Origin of the sequence: Massilia violaceinigra, assembly GCF_002752675.1 — a bacterium.
GTDB classification, from domain to species: domain Bacteria; phylum Pseudomonadota; class Gammaproteobacteria; order Burkholderiales; family Burkholderiaceae_D; genus Telluria_A; species Telluria_A violaceinigra.
The window spans coordinates 410,263-427,292 of sequence record NZ_CP024608.1 but is presented as its reverse complement, the minus strand read 5'-3'; the positions used below and the strand labels follow the sequence as shown (position 1 = coordinate 427,292).

Sequence of the window (17,030 nt, the reverse complement as noted above, 5' to 3'; positions counted from 1 at the left end):
AACTACCATGCCGCAAGCTGTGATGCCTATCAGGCAAGCGACATGGAAGTGCAACTTTGCGGCAGTTTTGCAGTCTACCTGGATCGCTTATTTGGCCTTGGCCGCTTCAGCGATGAGCTGCGCCGCGCGTTCGGCAATCATGATGGTGGGGCTGTTGGTATTGCCGGATATGATCAGCGGCATGACCGAGGCGTCGACCACGCGCAGCTTTTGCACGCCGTTCACGCGCAATTCACTGTCGACGACGGCCGTCGGGTCCCCTGCCCTGCCCATCTTGCAAGTGCCAACCGGGTGGAAAATCGTCGTGCCGATCTGGCTGGCTGCGTCGGCCAGTTCTTCCTCCGTACGGAATGCGATGCCCGGCTTGAATTCCTCCGGCGCATAGCGCGCCAGCGCCGGCGCGGCCACAATCTTGCGCGTCAGCGTCAGCGCGGCCGCCGCGGTTTTGCGGTCTTGCTCGGTACTCAGGTAATTCGGCGTAATTTTCGGCGCGGCGTAGGAGTCGGCGGAAGCAATGCGCATATGCCCGCGCGATGTCGGCCGCAGATTGCACACGCTTGCCGTGAACGCTGGAAACGGATGCAAGGGATCGCCGAATTTTTCCAGCGACAAAGGCTGCACGTGATATTGCAGGTTCGGCGTGGCTTGGCCCGGATCGGACCTGGCAAACGCGCCCAGTTGCGACGGCGCCATCGACATCGGTCCGCTCTGGAACATCGCGTATTCGATGCCGATCTTCATCTTGCCGAACCAGCTCGCGGCCGTGGTGTTCAGGGTGCGCGCATTGCTGACTTTGTAGATCATGCGCAGCTGCAAATGATCCTGCAAGTTATCCCCAACCCCGGGTGCATCGACATGAACCGCCACGCCCGCATCGCGCAGCAGCGCCGCCGGCCCAATGCCCGACAGTTGCAAAATCTGCGGTGAACCGACCGCGCCGGCGGTCAGCACAGTTTCACGGACGGCGGTTGCCGTGAACGCCGTGCCGCCGCCAGTGAATTCGACTCCACGGCACACCTTGCCGTGCTCGGTGTCGTCGATGATCAAACGTTCCACATGACAACCCGTCATGATGGTCAGGTTGGCGCGCTTGGCGGCCGGCTTGAGGAAGGCTTTGGCCGTGTTCCAGCGGATGCCTCGCTTCTGGTTGACATCGAAATAGTTGCAACCGTCGTTGTCGCCGCCGTTGAAATCCTCGATTTTACGGATACCGGTTTGTTCCGCAGCATCGCGAAACGCGTCGAGCAATTGCCACGACAGGCGTTGCTTCTCGACCCGCCACTCGCCGCCGGCGCCATGCAGTTCGCTGGCCCCGCCGTGATAATCCTCGCTCTTCTTAAATAACGGTAAAACCTTGTCCCAGCTCCAGCCGGCGTCGCCCGTCAGTTCGGCCCATTGATCGTAATCCTGCGACTGGCCGCGCATGTAGATCATGCCGTTGATCGAGGAACTGCCGCCAAGGACTTTGCCGCGCGGATAGATCAGCGAGCGGCCGTTCAGGCCGGCATCGGGTTCGGTCTTGTACAGCCAGTCTGTGCGCGGGTTGCCGATGCAGTGCAGATAGCCGACCGGAATGTGGATCCAGACATAGTCGTCGCGCCCGCCCGCTTCGATCAGCAGCACGTTGGTCTCGCGGCGCCGGGTCAGGCGGTTGGCCAGTACGCAGCCGGCGGTGCCGCCGCCGACAATGATGTAGTCGTATTCTCCTGCCGATTCCAAATGCTGCTCCTCGTCTCGTTTTTAGGATGTGCGCATCTCGGCCACCAGCATTTGCATCAGTTTCGCTACCGGCATCGGCCGCGCCCGGCGGATTTCGGCACCCGCCCAGAGCGACATCAGTTCGGTATCGCCGCGTTCGGCAGCAGCTGCGCGTATGCCCGTGGTCAATGCGTTTTGGACAGGATACGCTGGAACTTGCTTCTCAACATTTTCCATTTTGCGCATGAAGGTGTTTTCCAGGCCGCGCGCGTAGCGGCCGCTGAAGGCGCGGGTCAGGCGGGTGGGCGTGTCGCGCGCCTCGATCAGGCGCTGTTTATAGGCGGGGTGGATGCCGGATTCGTCGGTCACAAGAAACGCGCTGCCCATCTGCACTGCCTGCGCGCCCAGTGACAGCGCTTCGGCGATATCGACTCCCGTCATGATGCCGCCGGCGGCAATCATTGGAATCTTGACCGCCTCGGCAACCTGGGGCCAGAGTGCTTTTCCGCCCAGGGTGGCGTCTTCTTGCGGGCCAAGAAAAGTCCCGCGATGGCCGCCCGACTCGATTCCCGATGCAATCACGGCGTCGGCGCCCACGTTTTCCCAGGCCAATGCTTCATCCACGGTGGTGACCGTGCCGATGACGTAGATCCCCGCATCGTGCAGACGCTCGACCTGGATTGGGGTCAGGATGCCGAACGTGAAACTGGCGGCTGCCGGACGCAGTTCGATCAAGGTATCGAACTGTGTATCGAAATCCTGGCACCACCGCGATGGTATCGGCAATTTATCCCAGCCGAGGCTTTCCCAAACCGGGCGCAGCAGTTCAACGGCGGCGTTCACCTCTTCCGTACTGGGTGTTGGTGTCTGGAGAACAAACAAATTCAGCAAAAACGGCTCATCGGTCATCGCTCTGATCCGGCCCACCTCATCGCGCAAGGCTGCGGGCGACATCAACGATCCCGCCATGCAACCCAGGCCGCCGGAATTCGATACCGCAGCCACCAATTCGGCCCGGCTGGCGCCGCCAGCCATCGGGCCTTGCAAAATTGGAAACTTAAACAATGCATGCAGCTCCATACCACCTCCATCAAAGTTGATAGGGACCTGTGGATAAGCCTATTGATATCCACAGGCACCGTTTGTGGATAAACGCGACTTTATTCACAGGCCAAAATTTGTCCCAGATTGGTACCAGCCGGATACAGAGCTGATCACCGACTTATACCTCTCGCAAGTTCATGATTTCGTACGGGTTTTTGCCATTATCCACAGAAAAACGCACCTGTTAACAACTACTACTAAATCTATATTTAACCTTTTTAGGTAAACCATCAAGACCTTTGAAAAACGAAAACCAAAAACCCGGGACCCCTGAAATCCAAAAAATTTTTCTTTGCTTAACAAAAAGCGAAAGTTTCCAAAAAAAAAGAATCGGCCACAAAAGCGTGTCAGTCACTTTTCTGAAGACGAAAAAAAAGCCGCGAACGGCTCGTCTGATTGGCAGCACATGTGGATAAGTCGATGGATATCCACAGGATGAGATGTGTAGAACCATCGACTTTGTTCACAGGCAAATTTTTGTCCAACAGTCATCCTTCGAAGATACAGGTCTTTTCCAGCGACTTTTTCGATACGTAAACTACTGATCCTGTTGATAAAACCAGACTTATCCACACAAAAACCGCCGTTTACTATCACTACTAAATTTGTATACATACTACTTATATAAAACCCTAAACCCCGGCAAAGCGGTGCATAACCTCGAAGTCATCCACAGCAAAATCGTCCAAAAGCCAAAAAACCTTGAAAAACAAGCGTTTACGAGCACATCCTGGTAAAACCGCAGCAGCGTCAATGCACTGAGAAGCTCCTGAAGGCACCGCCAAGGGCATGGAGACGCTGGTGGACCGCAAGCCGGGACTGTCTGCAGAAATCGACGCTGGCGGCCTTCTGCGCGTCTTCCGCAGCTTGCAGTGCACGTAGAACTGTTTATCCTTGTGGAAAACTCGCGACTTACCCACATGCACGTTCACCAAAAAGGTTCTGCAAAGCATGAATTCAGGCAAAAACATACGTTTAGGCATCATTAGTGCCTTGCACGAAGAACAGGAAGGGCTCGTGGAAGCCATGCAAGGCCCCGCCACGCTCATCCATGGCATGCGCAACTACGCATCAGGACAAGTCGCTGGAATCGACGCTGTGTGCGTCCTGTCGCGGATTGGCAAGGTTGCCGCTGCCATGACCGCGACCACGCTTGTGGAAAAGTACGGAGTTACCCACATCCTGTTCACCGGCGTTGGCGGCGCCGGGGATGCTGGCGTGAAAGTGGGCGACATCGTGGTGGCCGAATCGCTGGTCCAGTACGACATGGATGCCAGTCCCCTGTTTCCCCGCTTTGAGGTGCCGCTGACCGGCTTGTCGCACTTCCAGTCGGATTTGCACATGAGCCAGCGGGTCGCCAGTGCCGCGCTTGAATTTCTGGATAAGGACTTCGACACGGTGATCGACGAGGCGGAACGTGCCGAATTTCGCCTGGAGCGGCCACGGGTGCACCGCGGCCTGATTGCCAGCGGCGATCAGTTCATCAGCAAGCGCGCGCACCTGGCGCAGTTGAATGGGTCGCTGCCAGGCTTGCTGGCGGTGGAAATGGAAGGAGCGGCAGTGGCCCAGGTGTGTTTCGAGCTGGGCATTCCGTTTGCGGTTATCCGAACGATTTCGGATAACGCGAATGAAGAGGCGGCGACCGATTTCATGCGCTTCGTGAAATCAGTCGCCTCCCGTTATGCTTTTCATATCGTCACGCGTTTCTGCGCCGACCTGAAAAGCCGTCCGCCTCAGTCCAGCAGGGAGTCGGCCGCGGTGTAGTCGTAACCGAGCGCCTGGGCAATCGCCGCGTAGGTGACTTTGCCTTTGCAGACATTCAGGCCGTTTTTCAGATGGGCGTCGTCGGCCAGGGCTTTTTTCCAGCCCTTTTCCGCCAGCGCCACAGCATGGCCGATCGTTGCGTTATTCAATGCGAAGGTCGACGTGCGCGCCACCGCACCCGGCATATTCGCCACGCAGTAATGCACTACGCCATCGACGATATAGGTCGGATCGGCGTGCGTGGTCGCATGCGAAGTTTCAAAACAGCCGCCCTGGTCGATCGCCACATCGACCACCACCGCGCCGGCCTTCATCTTCGAAATCATCGCGCGCGTGACCAGCTTGGGCGCCGCAGCGCCCGGCACCAGCACGCCGCCGATCACCAGGTCGGCCGACAGCACCGCTTCCTCGATCGACTGGGCATTGGAATACTGGGTCGAAATCCGGTTGCCGAATACCAGGTCGAGCTGGCGCAGGCGGTCGATGCTTTTGTCGAGCACCGTCACCCGCGCGCCGGTACCCACCGCCATTTGCAGCGCATTGGTACCCACCACGCCCGCCCCGATAATCACCACATGGCCGGCTGCCACGCCCGGTACGCCGCCGAGCAGCAATCCCATGCCGCCTTTGGATTTTTCGAGATGGGCGGCGCCGGCCTGGATGGCCATGCGCCCCGCCACCTCGCTCATGGGAGCGAGCAGCGGCAAACCGCCGCCGGCGCCGGTGATGGTTTCGTACGCAATGCAAATGGCGCCCGATTTCACCAGCGCCGCCGTCTGGTCCGGATCCGGCGCCAGGTGCAGATAGGTGTACAGAATCTGGCCGTCGCGCAGCATCGCGCATTCGACCGGCTGCGGTTCCTTGACTTTGACGATCATGTCGGCGCGCGCGAAAATCTCTTTCGCGTCGTCGACAATGCTCGCACCGGCGGCGACGTACTGCTCATCGGATAACCCGATCTCAGCGCCCGCATTTTTCTGAACCAGTACCTGGTGCCCGCGCGAGCTTAATTCGCGCACGCTCGGCGGTGTCAGGCCGACCCGGTATTCGTGATTCTTTATCTCTTTTGGAACGCCTACAATCATGTCATCCTCCAAGGGGTAGTTATATTTGAATCATTACAGACCTAAAGTCATCAGGCTTGCGTTTCCGCCAGCCGCAGTGGTATTGACGCACAGTGCGCGCTCGGCCACCATGCGCCACAGCGCAATCGCACCTTCTTCCGAGGTATCGATCACGCCGACAATCGCTCCCTGGCGGCTTGCCAGCACCGGCCACAATTCGGCCGCCAGCGACGCTTCCACCAAGGCAATTTGAAACTGGCAGTCCGCCGTATCGGCCCCGCTCACAAAGGTAATGCGGTCCGCCACTTCCGGGGGCAAGCCTTCGGGAATGACTTCCTTCGCGCGCGCCAGCACAATCGCCTGATTTCCTGTTGCCAGGCAAGCCGCCAATTGATTGAGCAAAACGCCAGGCGTTACCGCCGCACACAGAATGGCGCCGCGCGGGGCAAACGACAAGTCGTTGCGTTCGCCTGTCGGACCAGGAAGGCTCAGACTGGTACCGGCGAGCGTGGTGCGCATGTATTCTTCGGCCAGGGTGACCACGTGGCCATGGCCGTGGGCTTTGGCCCACACCAGCAAGGCGTCCAGGCCCGGCGTGGCCAAGCGCTCATGCTGCAGCAGCGCCGGCGCGGCACGCTGCAGGCGCTTGAGGTACAGCGGACCGCCCGCTTTCGGGCCCGTTCCCGATTGGCCTTCGCCGCCGAACGGCTGCACGCCGACCACGGCGCCGACGATATTGCGGTTCACGTAGATATTGCCGACATGCGCGCGCGAGGTAATGAAATCGATCGTTTCGTCGATGCGCGAATGCACGCCGAGCGTGAGGCCGAAACCGGTGGCATTGATCGAATCGATCAGCTTAGGCAAATCGGCGCGGCGATAACGGATGATGTGCAATACCGGGCCGAATACCTCGTGCTTGAGCTCGGACAAGGAGCCGATTTCGAGCACCGTTGGCGCGACGAAGGTGCCTTGCGCCGCCACTGCCGCCGGCAATTCCAGCGCAAAATGGTTCTTGGCGGTCGGCTTCATGCGCTCGATATGGCGCAGCAGGTTTTGCTGTGCTTCCGCATCGATCACCGGACCGATATCGGTCGCCAGGCGATCCGGCACGCCGACGCGCAATTCCTGCATCGCGCCCTTGAGCATCTTGATGGTTTTATCGGCGATTTCCTGTTGCAGGAACAATACGCGCAAGGCCGAGCAACGCTGTCCGGCGCTATCGAAAGCCGACGTCATCACATCCTGCACCACCTGTTCCGGCAAGGCTGAGGAATCGACGATCAGCGCATTCTGGCCGCCCGTTTCGGCGATCAGCGGAATATCGCAGGATTCCTTGACCGAGCGTGCCGCCAGGGTGCGGTTGATCAACTGCGCCACTTCGGTGGAGCCGGTAAAAATCACGCCCTTCACACGCGAATCGGCGGTCAGGCCGGCACCAACCACTTCGCCGCGGCCCGGCAAGAATTGCAAGGCTGCTGCCGGAATACCCGCTTCATGGAACAGCTGCACCGCGCGATAAGCGATCAGCGGCGTTTGTTCGGCCGGTTTTGCCAGCACCACGTTGCCAGCGGCAAGCGCCGCCGCCACCTGGCCGGTAAAGATCGCGAGCGGGAAATTCCATGGGCTGATACATGTGACCGGACCGAGCGCCAGCACATGCTGCGTGCCGTGCACCTGGGCCGCGTAATAACGCAGGAAATCGACCGCTTCGCGGATTTCGGCAATCGCATTCGGCAGCGATTTTCCGGCTTCGCGAATGGCGAGCGCCATCAGTTCCGGATAGTTTTCTTCGAACAGATCGGCTACGCGCGAGAGCATCGTTGCACGCGCCGTCGGCCCGGTGGTTTGCCAGTCCATGGCGTAGTTGCTGGCGCTGTGCAGCGCCGTTTCCACATCGGCCGCACTGGCATCGCTCACTCGGCCAACCACGTCGGCATGCAGCGCCGGATTGCGAATCGACGCGGGCGCGCCTGCCACCACGGGGCCGTCGATCAATGGCGCGGCGTGGTAATTGCGCGGCTGTGCCAGTGCGGTGCCGATATTGCGCAGCACATCTTCATTCGTCAGATCGAGGCCGGCCGAATTCTTGCGTTCCGCATTGAACAGGGCAAGCGGGAGGGCAATGCCGGGATGCGGCGCACCGCCCTGCGCGCGCGATGCCTCGAACGGATCGGCGATGAGCGATTCGATCTGTACTTTTTCATCGACGATCTGGTTCACAAACGAGGAATTGGCGCCGTTTTCCAGCAGGCGGCGCACCAGGTAGGCGAGCAGTGTTTCGTGCGAACCGACCGGCGCATAAATGCGGCATGGTTTATCCAGATTGGCTTTGCCGACGACCTGGTCGTACAGCGTTTCGCCCATGCCGTGCAGGCACTGGAATTCGTAGTCGGTGATGCCGTCCTGCTGCGCCCAGGTGTAAATCACGGACAGACTGTGCGCATTATGGGTCGCGAATTGCGGATACAGCTGGCTGCTTGCGCCGAGCAGTTTTTTGGCGCAGGTCAGGTACGACACGTCGGTATACACCTTGCGCGTATAGACCGGATAACCGGGCATGCCGTCGACTTGCGCGCGCTTGATTTCAGCATCCCAATATGCGCCTTTGACCAGCCGCACCATGAATTTGCGGCCGCTGCGGCGCGCCAGGTCGATCAGGTAATCGATCACGAACGGGCAGCGCTTCTGGTACGCCTGCACCACGAAGCCGATACCCTCGAAACCGGCCAGTTCCGGATCGAACGCCATCGCTTCCATCATGTCGAGCGAAATTTCCAGGCGGTCGGCTTCTTCCGCATCGATATTGATGCCGATGTTGTACTGCTTGGCCAGCAATACCAGGCTGCGCACGCGCGGCAGCAGTTCGCTCATCATGCGCGCGTGCTGTGCGCGGCTGTAACGCGGATGCAGGGCCGACAGCTTGACCGAAATGCCCGGACCATCCTTGATGCCGCGCCCGTTCGATGCCTTGCCGATCGCATGGATCGCCGTTTCGTACGAGGCGTAATAGTTTTTCGCATCCGCTTCGGTCAGGGCCGCTTCGCCCAGCATGTCGTAGGAATAGCGGTAGCCGCGCTGCTCGTTCTCGCGGCTGTTCTTGATCGCTTCGCCGATGGTCTGGCCGGTCACGAACTGGTTGCCCAGCATGCGCATCGCCAAATCCACGCCCTTGCGGATCAGCGGTTCGCCGCCTTTGCCGATCAGTTTGGTCAGCGCCGAACCCAGTCCGGTTTCGCTGCTGGTGCCGACCAGCTTGCCGGTAATGAGCAAACCCCAGGTGGCGGCGTTGACGAACAGCGAAGGCGATTCGCCCAGGTGCTTGCGCCAGTCGCCCTTGCTGATCTTGTCGGCAATGAGGCGGTCGGCGGTCTGGCTGTCGGGAATGCGCAGCAGTGCTTCAGCCAAACACATCAGTGCGACGCCTTCTTCGGAAGACAGCGAGAATTCATGCATCAACGCGTCGACGCCGGACGAACGTGTGCGTTTTTCGCGCACGGCAGACACCAGGCGGTGCGCCAGCGCGTGCGCTTCCGGATGGGCTTGATTGCCCTGTCCCAGCAGCCAGGCGACGGCCTCGGCTTCATCGCGCCGGTAAGCGGCGGTGATGGCGGCGCGCAGCGGCGTCTGGTCCGGTTTGATTTCGGCCAGCAGCGCAGAGAAGGGAACGAAGGGGGTGGCCGAAGCAGCGGCAGTTTGCATTGAGAACTCTTTACTAGGATTAAACGAATCGGAAAGACGATACCGCGCACCTCCGGCGCGGCTTTTCCGTGAAGGCAAGCCACGCTGGAGGTGCGCGAAAAGATGATTCGATTGTAGAGTGAAATCTTCTGGATTAATTCTGGTATTACAGAAGACTAGCAATAGATAGTTTTTGGTGAGACAATTTCACCAAATAAAATTTATTGCGGAGATCTCGAATGCTGGACAAGATTAGCAAGAAAATTCTGTCGGAACTACAAAGCGACGGCCGGATCAGCAACGTGGAGCTCGCGGCGCGGGTGAACCTGTCTCCGGCGGCTTGCCTGGAACGGGTGCGCAAACTGCACGAATCGGGCTACATCATGGGCTACACGGCCCAGCTCAATCCCCAGTTGCTCGATGTTTCCTTGCTCGTTTTCATCGAAGTTGTGCTCGACCGCACCACGCCCGAAGTCTTCGATGCCTTCAAGAATAGCGTACAAATCATCCCTGAGGTGCTCGAATGCCACATGGTGGCCGGCGGCTTCGACTATCTGGTCAAGGCGCGGGTCAAGGACATGGCGGCGTATCGCGAATTCCTCGGCAAAACCTTGCTCCAGAAAGGCGTGCGCGAAACCCATACCTACGCCGTCATGGAGGAAGTGAAAAATACCACTAAACTGCCGATCAAATAAGCACTTGGTGGAAATGTTTTTCTTTGGACACATTGCCTTGCAAATGCGTTGAGCTTCCTTTGGTAATACTGTACGTTATGTATCTCGACTACCGGGATACTCAGCTGTACCAGGGACGCCAGCGGCGGCCAGAGGAACACATGAAGCAACTTCGATCGAAGTCGGGACGCCTCGCGCTCGGCTGCTGCGGCGCTGCCGCCGGCGGCGTCCTTGCTGTTTTCCTGCTCGGCCTCGCCGCCGGTCCGGCGCTGGGGCCCGTGCCCGCGGCTGCCATCTCGGGCGTGGTCAGCCTTGGACTCTTCCTCCTTCTGCAAAAGAACGGCGATGGCGACCATAGCCAGCAGTTTATCGCCGTTGTCGGTCATTCGATCGACGACATCATGATCGGCGCCGCCGAAACCTCGTATTTTGTTGATTCGGTCAAGAAAAAGATCGAGAAAGACGTGCAGACTGCGGTCGGCATCGTCGCCAGCGCCGAAGACGTGGCACACACGACCGAGCAGATTGCCGTCAATGCCGAGCGCGCCGCCAAGGTGGCCGCCGAAGTGCGCAGCGAAAGCGTGGCCGGGCGCGCCGAGGTGGCCGAAGGACTCAGGCGTATCAGCGGCGCCCGTGTCGACGCCCAGCAGGCGGCCAGCACCATGAGCGCGCTGCAGGAAAAGTCGAAAGCCATCACCGGTTTTACCGACGTCATCACCGAAATATCCGCACGCACCAACCTGCTGGCGCTCAATGCCGCGATCGAAGCGGCGCGGGCCGGCGAACACGGGCGCGGGTTTGCGGTCGTGGCTGGTGAAGTGCGGCAACTGGCGCACCGCACCCGCGAGGCTGCCGGCGAAATCAGCATGATGGTGCGTGCGATTAATGAACAGGCAGCAATGGCGAGCGTCGGCATGGCCTCGCTGGCCACGTTGGTGAACGATGCGGCTGGCAATGTTGAGCGGGTTCACGGTTTCCTGGGCAATATCGAACGCTCCTCAGGCGTGTCGGAATCGGAAATCGGGCAGATTGCGGGGGCGGCGCGCACGCACGTGGAAACGACGCGCGGCATTTCCGGCGCGCTGACGCAGATCCGCGACAGCATGCTGTCGACCAATGCGGCGTTGCCGCGCGCGACCGGCTCGGCGATGGCGCTGGCCGAAAAGGCGGAATCGATTGCCGGGGCCATGGGGGAGTCCATGCTGGCGACATCGCACGATGCGATCCGTATGGCGGCGCAGCAGGCAGCGGCAGAGGTAGGACAGTTGTTCAGCGCGGCGCTCAAAGCGAGCCAGATCACCCATGAGGCGCTGTTCGACCGTCGTTACAAGCCGATTCCGAATACCGATCCACCCAAGCACAATACGCGCTTCGATGCGTTTACCGACCGCGTGCTGCCGGCCTTGCAGGAGGGGTTATTGGCGAGCATGCCGCAGCTGGCCTATGCGGGGGCGGTGGATAATAATGGCTACTTCCCGACCCACAACAAGAAGTTCTCGCAGCCGCTCACGGGCGATTACGATGTGGATATCGTGAACAACCGCACCAAGCGGATTTTCAACGACCGCACCGGGTCGCGCTGCGGATCGAATACCAAGCCGTTTTTGCTGCAGACGTACAAGCGCGATACGGGGGAAGTCATGCACGACTTGTCGGTGCCGATTTATGTGGATGGGAAGCATTGGGGTGGGTTTCGGGTCGGTTATCGGTCGGCGGCCAAGTAGGTACCGATCATGAACTTGGTAAGCCTTAAAACGCCGCTCACTCCAAAACCGTCGCTAATCCCACAAAACGGTCGCTAACCCCGAAATCCGCCGCTAACCCCCAAACCGTCGTTCCCGCGCCAAGGCGGCACTCGGCGGGAACCCAATTTAGCGAGCCGCTACCTGGCTGCGGCACGAACTTGGATTCCCGCCTGTGCGGGAATGACGGTTTACGGGCCGACTCTACTCAATCGCTATTCGCCACCCCCCTCAAGGTCGTCGTATTCATCCCCTCCAAATGCTTGCGCAGCCATTTATGCGCGGGGCTGCGGGCGTCGCGTTCGTGCCAGAGCATGTCGAGGTGCACGGCCGGCAAACTGAACGGCAGCTCGCGCCACACCAGCGCATCGGTCATCCCCGTCGAGGCGATCAGGTGCTTTGGCAGCACGGTTATCAGATCCGAATTGGCCACCACCCGCCCCGCCGTGAAGAACTGGTTCACCGTCAGCAAAATGCGCCGCTCGCGGCCCAGCTGCGCCAGCGCTTCGTCCACCAATCCATGCGCGCGCCCCGAGAAACTGACCAGCAGGTGATTCGCCGCGCAGTAATTTTCCATCCCCAGTTCCACCTTGGCCAGCGGATGATTCTTGCGCATCACGCACACGTAATGCCCCGAGTACAGCCGCTCATGGCGGATCGGCGAACTGGTGTCGCTCGACAATTGCGCGGCCACGCCAGGGAAAAAACCCACCGCCAGGTCGATGTCGCCGCGCAGCAGCATCGGCCGCGGTTCGCGCGTCGTCAGCGGCACCATGCGCACATTCACGCCCGGGGCTTCGCTCTCGATCGAACGCATCAGCGAAGGCAGCCAGAACGCCGCCGTCGCGTCCGCCATCGCCATGCGGAAGGTCGCATGCGCCTTGGAGACGTCGAAGGTTTCCGGGGTAACAGCCGCTTCCAGCCCGGCCAGGGCCTGGCGCACGGCCGGCCACAGCGACTCGGCGCGCGGGGTCGGCTTGACGCCGTAGGCTGTGCGGATGAGCAATTCGTCGCCCAGACTCTCGCGCAAGCGCTTGATCGCGTTCGATACCGCCGGCTGCGTCATGGCCAGATGGCCGGCCGCGCGCGTCAGGTTTTGCTCGGTCATCACCGCGTCGAACACACGCAGCAGGTTCAGGTCCAGCGTCAGAAAGCTCATGGCGATTCAGAAAAGTTGGCGATTAGGTATCATACCGCAATCCATTCACCATTAATATAATTGATATGGGATTTTGGAATTGGATTTATATGTTGCGTTGCACTATAGTTGATACATAACAACTGCTACTGCGATTTCAACATCATGTCTATTTTGCTGCAAACCATGGGCGACACCGCCTTGACGCTGCTGCCGCTGCTGCGCAGCGTCGGCCTGGTGCTGGCGATCGCCGCAGTCGCCCTGTTCTTCAAGCCTTTGCTGATCGGCATCTTCCGCGCGCTGGTGCTGGTGGTGAATCCGCGCCTGAGCAGGGACCAGCTGGACGCCCGCCGCAACATGCGCAACGCCAAATTGCTGCAACGGATGACGAATTCTTCTTCCGGCAACGCCAGCCTGACGGCCGAACTGCGCGCCATGGCCGCCCGTTCCTGATCGTTGGCCAGTCGCGCAAGCGGCTGCACAAAAAAAAGCGGCGCCTGGAATATTCCGGCGCCGCTTTTTCATTGATCAGAGAATTTTATTTCGCCGAGAGCAAGGCATTCTTCAAGCCCGCATCAACCGGGCGCTCGCCCATCCAGATGCGCAAGATCGCGTTGTAGAACAACAGGTCGGGGACGACTTCACCGATTTTCTTGCCGTTGAACTCGCATTGGGTCCCGGTGCCGGGGATCCAGTCCAGGTGCAGGACATCGCCCTTCTTCAATCCTTGCAGCAGGCCGAACATTTCGCCGAATTTGCTGATCTGCGAGACGATCTTGGATTTCTCATCGTTATTGAGGTTGTTATTCAGGCCGTTCATGAAGGCGTCGCCGAAATCGTCCGACGTCAGGTCGCGCATCAGCACGAGGCTGACGCGGCGCGGGCCATCCATCTTCATGATCTCAGGGAATGATTTGCTCTTTTCCGGCAGGTACAGTGCGGTGACATACACCTTGGCCACGAATTTCTGGCGCATCCCGTAGCCATTGAGCTTGAGATCCTTGCCGGCGACCTTGATGGTGTCTTCCAGCTTGACGCCGCTGATCTCCGCCGCGGAGGCACCCTGGCCGAAGGCGCAAGCGAGGACAATACCTGCCAGCAAGCCTTTGAAAGTGAATCTGTTCATTGCGATCATGGTGTCTCCAGTGATTAATCTGTTTTTGTTCCGCATGAAAAACGCTCATGCTGGCCTGCGGCTTGCCAGCATCAAGTAAGTCGACCGGCACGCCAGCATATTCCTTCAACGCAGCAGCCGGCACGACGGTGGACAAGGCCATAGCGCCATCGTATTTACGCGGCGGGTATTATAGTCTTTACGTACGGTCGAGATGGTGCCGGAATGTGCGCTGCGAGGAAAATTTAATGTAGGCGAGCTAATGGACTAGGTAAATATACCATTGTATTTCTCAAAAAAATTGCCGTGGAGGCATTTTATGCAGGTTTTATGATGATTTCAAAACAAATCTGTGGCTTAGAAGGCACATGAATTTATAACTTGATAAGACATCTTGGTAAGGCTGCATTGAGCTTGGCGGGGCTGCTGCCCCACCGCTGCGTCAGACGCTGTCGCTCAGGGGAGGGGCGACGCCGGGGCATCCTTGCCCGCGGTCAGGCGCTCGTACTTGGCGCGCAACTGTTCCGGCGTTTCGCGCCAGGCCGGGTTGAAGGGAATGCAACTGACCGGGCACACCTGCTGGCATTGCGGTTCATCGAAGTGGCCCACGCATTCCGTGCACTTGTTGGGGTCGATCTCGTAGATCTCGGCGCCCATGTAGATGGCGTCGTTCGGGCACTCGGGCTCGCACACGTCGCAGTTGATGCAGTCGTCGGTAATCAGTAAGGCCATGATTGCTCAGCTTTTTATTCGGAAGGCGGCGCCATGGTGGCGATCTTCTTTTGCAGCCAGCGGTCGACCGATGGAAACACGAACTTGGAGACATCGCCGCCCAGCATCGCAATTTCGCGCACGATGGTGCCGGAGATGAACTGATACTGGTCGGACGGTGTCAGGAACAGGGTTTCGACATCCGGCAGCAGGTAGCGGTTCATGCCCGCCATCTGGAACTCGTATTCGAAGTCCGACACGGCGCGCAAGCCGCGCACGATGACGCGGGCGTCATGCTTGCGCACGAAATCCTTGAGCAGGCCCGAAAAACTCTCGACCCGCACGTTTGGATAATGGCCCAGCACCTCGTTGGCAATTTCCAGGCGTTCGTCCAGCGAGAAAAACGGGCGTTTGTTCTTGCTGTCGGCTACGCCCACGATCAGGCTGTCGAACAGCCCGGACGCACGGCGCACCAAATCCTCATGGCCACGCGTGAGCGGGTCAAAGGTTCCTGGATAAACGGCTACAACCATTGCGGCTCCCTAGAGATGCACCAATATAGAACGCGCATTATGCCTGAAATTTATGCGCGGTCCCTGCGGCGCCATACGGCGGGGAGGATCGCGACCGAATAAACCGCTGACCGATCGTGATTACGCTGCCGTTTTGCGCAGCTTGAGCAGGTAATAGAACACGATGCCGGCCTTGTCATTACGCACCGCTTCCCACGGCGCAAGCCAGTCGGGCACGGCACTGCCGTCTTCCGGTTCGAACGGCAGCGGCGCGCCGGATTCGGCATACACCAGGCCGTCTTCGGCGAGCAGGCCGGCGGTCAGCGGCAGGCTGCGCTCGAGCAGGTTTTGCTGGTAGGGCGGATCGAGGAACACCAGCTGGAAGCGCTGGCCGCGCAGCGCCATGTTTTGCGCGCCGGCCAGCGCGTCGCCGCGGGCCACCTGGACGTTGTCGGCCTTGAGCTTGATCTTCACGTCGCCGAGCTGGCGCACGACCGGCGTGTGGCTGTCGATCATGGTCACTGAGCGGGCGCCGCGGCTGGCTGCCTCGAAACCGAGGGCGCCGCTGCCGGCGAACAGGTCGAGCACGTCGGCCCCGGCCCAGTTGGCGTCCCACAGGTGGTTAATCCAGTTAAACACCGTTTCGCGCACCCGGTCCGGGGTGGGCCGCAGGCCGAGCGCGTCGAGCACGGGCAGCGTCGAGCGCTTCCAGGCGCCGCCGATGATGCGGACTTGTTTCGGAGGCGGCGGACGGTGCACCGGGACTTTGGCGGGTTTCTTTTGCATGGCGACGAGGGGGGATTGCTGATCCGGCGCACTATATCACGGGGGGTGTGATGCGTTGCCGGGCGGCGAAGGGGGAACCGGCACCCGCCGGGGGCCGTGTCGGCTTGGGCGGATGCCAGGGTAAGGCGGGTTGGCTTACTTGGTTTCGGCAGCCAGGGTGTTGAAGTCGCTGATCCATCCCTGCATGCGTTTCTGCGCATGGGCCTTCTGCTCTGGCGTGGCAATTTTCACCGCGGTCAGGATCATCTGCATCGTGCCGTCGGTGGAGGTATCGAAAAATTGCTTGTTCTCCGCCCCGCGCGCCAGCATATCCTTGATCAAGCCTTGCACCAGCGGCGCTGCGGCTTCCTTGCCCAGGTTTTCCTTGTCGATCTTGCGCAGCACCGTCAGGATCCTTTGCTGGCGCCGGATGCGGTCGTCAAGCCAGATCTGGTTGTTCAGCGGACGCGCATCGGATGCCTTGCGCAGAATGGCTTCCTGATCCCTGCTGAAGTCGCCGAACCACAGGTCGAACTGTTCCATCGATTTCTTGAAACGCTTCTCTTGCAAATCCTCGACGCTGCCACGGATGAACTTCTTGCGGAAGGTCTCGTTGTTCTTCTCGAACTTCTTTTCAATGTGAGCGAGCTGCTCCGGCTTGATCGACAGCGCCAGGTCGGTCAATTCCGGCAAGGCCTTTTGCGCCAGCAATTCGGTGCGCGCGATGATGTCGCGGTAATCGGCATCCAGGTCAGCCTTGCTCAGGTTGCCTGCGAGTTGGCGCTGGGCATTAGTGAGGATGTGGATGTAGTCCTTCAACTGGGTCTGGCGATGCCATTTGAACAGCTCCTTGATATCCTGCTTGACCTCCGGCGCCTGCTCCGAATCGAGGTCGACATAGGCGTCCAGCCACCAGTACAGCAAGGTGTCGCCCTGGTTGTAGGCCAGTTTGATGCCGCTGCAGGCGGTCAGTACGGCCACCATGGCCACGAGGCAAAGAACGCGAAAGCGCTGGGAAAATGGTTCCTGCGTGTTAAACTTTTTCATTTATTAACTCTTTTTG

14 protein-coding genes are annotated in these 17,030 nt (G+C 59.6%); 4 read left to right on the top strand and 10 right to left on the bottom strand.

Features of this window, described 5'->3' with window-relative positions; genetic code table 11:
• Nucleotides 1-87: 87 nt before the first annotated feature.
• Nucleotides 88-1,719, bottom strand: a complete 1,632-nt coding sequence (locus CR152_RS01975) for a GMC family oxidoreductase (RefSeq protein WP_099873316.1) — start codon at nt 1,717-1,719, stop codon at nt 88-90.
• Between the two features lie 21 nt (nt 1,720-1,740).
• A complete protein-coding gene (locus CR152_RS01970; RefSeq protein WP_099873314.1) occupies nt 1,741-2,778 on the bottom strand; it encodes an NAD(P)H-dependent flavin oxidoreductase in 1,038 nt (345 codons plus the stop codon).
• Nucleotides 2,779-3,753: 975 nt separating this feature from the next.
• Between CR152_RS01970 and CR152_RS01965 the strand changes: the two genes are divergently transcribed.
• The gene (locus tag CR152_RS01965; RefSeq protein WP_099873312.1) at nt 3,754-4,566 is read left to right on the top strand and encodes a 5'-methylthioadenosine/adenosylhomocysteine nucleosidase; all 813 of its coding nucleotides are present in this window, start codon (nt 3,754-3,756) and stop codon (nt 4,564-4,566) included.
• On the opposite strand, the gene ald is transcribed toward CR152_RS01965, so the two are convergent.
• Together ald and putA are read right to left on the bottom strand one after the other, a co-directional pair.
• Nucleotides 4,536-5,651, bottom strand: a complete 1,116-nt coding sequence (ald, locus tag CR152_RS01960) for an alanine dehydrogenase (RefSeq protein WP_099873310.1) — start codon at nt 5,649-5,651, stop codon at nt 4,536-4,538. The two genes, CR152_RS01965 and ald, sit on opposite strands and share 31 nt — an antisense overlap.
• A 33-nt stretch (nt 5,652-5,684) precedes the next feature.
• A complete protein-coding gene (gene putA / locus CR152_RS01955) occupies nt 5,685-9,332 on the bottom strand; it encodes a trifunctional transcriptional regulator/proline dehydrogenase/L-glutamate gamma-semialdehyde dehydrogenase (RefSeq protein ID WP_099873308.1) in 3,648 nt (1,215 codons plus the stop codon).
• A 218-nt stretch (nt 9,333-9,550) separates the two neighbouring features.
• On the opposite strand from putA, the gene CR152_RS01950 reads away from it, so the two are divergent.
• Both CR152_RS01950 and CR152_RS01945 read left to right on the top strand, forming a co-directional pair.
• Nucleotides 9,551-10,006, top strand: coding sequence for an Lrp/AsnC ligand binding domain-containing protein (locus tag CR152_RS01950; protein ID WP_054265452.1), 456 nt, complete (start codon nt 9,551-9,553; stop codon nt 10,004-10,006).
• Nucleotides 10,007-10,146: 140 nt separating this feature from the next.
• Nucleotides 10,147-11,709 (top strand): methyl-accepting chemotaxis protein, encoded by a 1,563-nt coding sequence (locus CR152_RS01945; protein WP_099873306.1) that lies wholly within the window; start codon nt 10,147-10,149, stop codon nt 11,707-11,709.
• 226 nt (nt 11,710-11,935) lie between these two features.
• Here the strand turns inward: CR152_RS01945 and CR152_RS01940 are convergent, their stop codons facing one another.
• Nucleotides 11,936-12,886, bottom strand: coding sequence for a LysR family transcriptional regulator (locus tag CR152_RS01940; protein ID WP_099873304.1), 951 nt, complete (start codon nt 12,884-12,886; stop codon nt 11,936-11,938).
• 144 nt (nt 12,887-13,030) lie between these two features.
• On the opposite strand from CR152_RS01940, the gene CR152_RS01935 reads away from it, so the two are divergent.
• Nucleotides 13,031-13,318 (top strand): hypothetical protein, encoded by a 288-nt coding sequence (locus tag CR152_RS01935; protein WP_099881913.1) that lies wholly within the window; start codon nt 13,031-13,033, stop codon nt 13,316-13,318.
• A gap of 85 nt (nt 13,319-13,403) precedes the next feature.
• Here the strand turns inward: CR152_RS01935 and CR152_RS01930 are convergent, their stop codons facing one another.
• The 5 genes from CR152_RS01930 to CR152_RS01910 all read right to left on the bottom strand — a co-directional run bounded on the left by CR152_RS01930 (nt 13,404) and on the right by CR152_RS01910 (nt 17,014).
• Entirely contained in the window at nt 13,404-13,991 is a 588-nt protein-coding gene (locus tag CR152_RS01930) for a chalcone isomerase family protein (protein WP_099881911.1), read from the bottom strand.
• A gap of 444 nt (nt 13,992-14,435) precedes the next feature.
• Nucleotides 14,436-14,711 carry a YfhL family 4Fe-4S dicluster ferredoxin gene (locus CR152_RS01925; protein ID WP_054265448.1) on the bottom strand — a complete coding sequence of 92 codons (276 nt, stop codon included), beginning with the start codon at nt 14,709-14,711 and terminating at the stop codon, nt 14,436-14,438.
• Nucleotides 14,712-14,725: 14 nt separating this feature from the next.
• A complete protein-coding gene (gene coaD, locus CR152_RS01920) occupies nt 14,726-15,223 on the bottom strand; it encodes a pantetheine-phosphate adenylyltransferase (protein WP_054265447.1) in 498 nt (165 codons plus the stop codon).
• Nucleotides 15,224-15,343: 120 nt separating this feature from the next.
• Complete coding sequence (gene rsmD / locus CR152_RS01915) at nt 15,344-15,988, bottom strand: 16S rRNA (guanine(966)-N(2))-methyltransferase RsmD (RefSeq protein ID WP_099873302.1); 645 nt, start codon at nt 15,986-15,988, stop codon at nt 15,344-15,346.
• 135 nt (nt 15,989-16,123) lie between these two features.
• Nucleotides 16,124-17,014, bottom strand: coding sequence for a DUF6279 family lipoprotein (locus tag CR152_RS01910; protein WP_099873300.1), 891 nt, complete (start codon nt 17,012-17,014; stop codon nt 16,124-16,126).
• Between the last annotated feature and the right edge of the window lie 16 nt (nt 17,015-17,030).

Excerpts from the sequence above, each read along its gene's own strand:
- ald (WP_099873310.1), bottom strand. The coding sequence starts at position 5,651 with ATGATTGTAGGCGTTCCAAAAGAGATAAAGAATCACGAATACCGGGTC.
- coaD (WP_054265447.1), bottom strand. The coding sequence starts at position 15,223 with ATGGTTGTAGCCGTTTATCCAGGAACCTTTGACCCGCTCACGCGTGGC.
- CR152_RS01910 (WP_099873300.1), bottom strand. The coding sequence starts at position 17,014 with ATGAAAAAGTTTAACACGCAGGAACCATTTTCCCAGCGCTTTCGCGTT.
- CR152_RS01935 (WP_099881913.1), top strand. The coding sequence starts at position 13,031 with ATGTCTATTTTGCTGCAAACCATGGGCGACACCGCCTTGACGCTGCTG.
- putA (WP_099873308.1), bottom strand. The coding sequence starts at position 9,332 with ATGCAAACTGCCGCTGCTTCGGCCACCCCCTTCGTTCCCTTCTCTGCG.
- CR152_RS01965 (WP_099873312.1), top strand. The coding sequence starts at position 3,754 with ATGAATTCAGGCAAAAACATACGTTTAGGCATCATTAGTGCCTTGCAC.
- CR152_RS01970 (WP_099873314.1), bottom strand. The coding sequence starts at position 2,778 with ATGGAGCTGCATGCATTGTTTAAGTTTCCAATTTTGCAAGGCCCGATG.
- CR152_RS01930 (WP_099881911.1), bottom strand. The coding sequence starts at position 13,991 with ATGAACAGATTCACTTTCAAAGGCTTGCTGGCAGGTATTGTCCTCGCT.
- CR152_RS01950 (WP_054265452.1), top strand. The coding sequence starts at position 9,551 with ATGCTGGACAAGATTAGCAAGAAAATTCTGTCGGAACTACAAAGCGAC.
- CR152_RS01940 (WP_099873304.1), bottom strand. The coding sequence starts at position 12,886 with ATGAGCTTTCTGACGCTGGACCTGAACCTGCTGCGTGTGTTCGACGCG.
- CR152_RS01925 (WP_054265448.1), bottom strand. The coding sequence starts at position 14,711 with ATGGCCTTACTGATTACCGACGACTGCATCAACTGCGACGTGTGCGAG.
- CR152_RS01945 (WP_099873306.1), top strand. The coding sequence starts at position 10,147 with ATGAAGCAACTTCGATCGAAGTCGGGACGCCTCGCGCTCGGCTGCTGC.
- rsmD (WP_099873302.1), bottom strand. The coding sequence starts at position 15,988 with ATGCAAAAGAAACCCGCCAAAGTCCCGGTGCACCGTCCGCCGCCTCCG.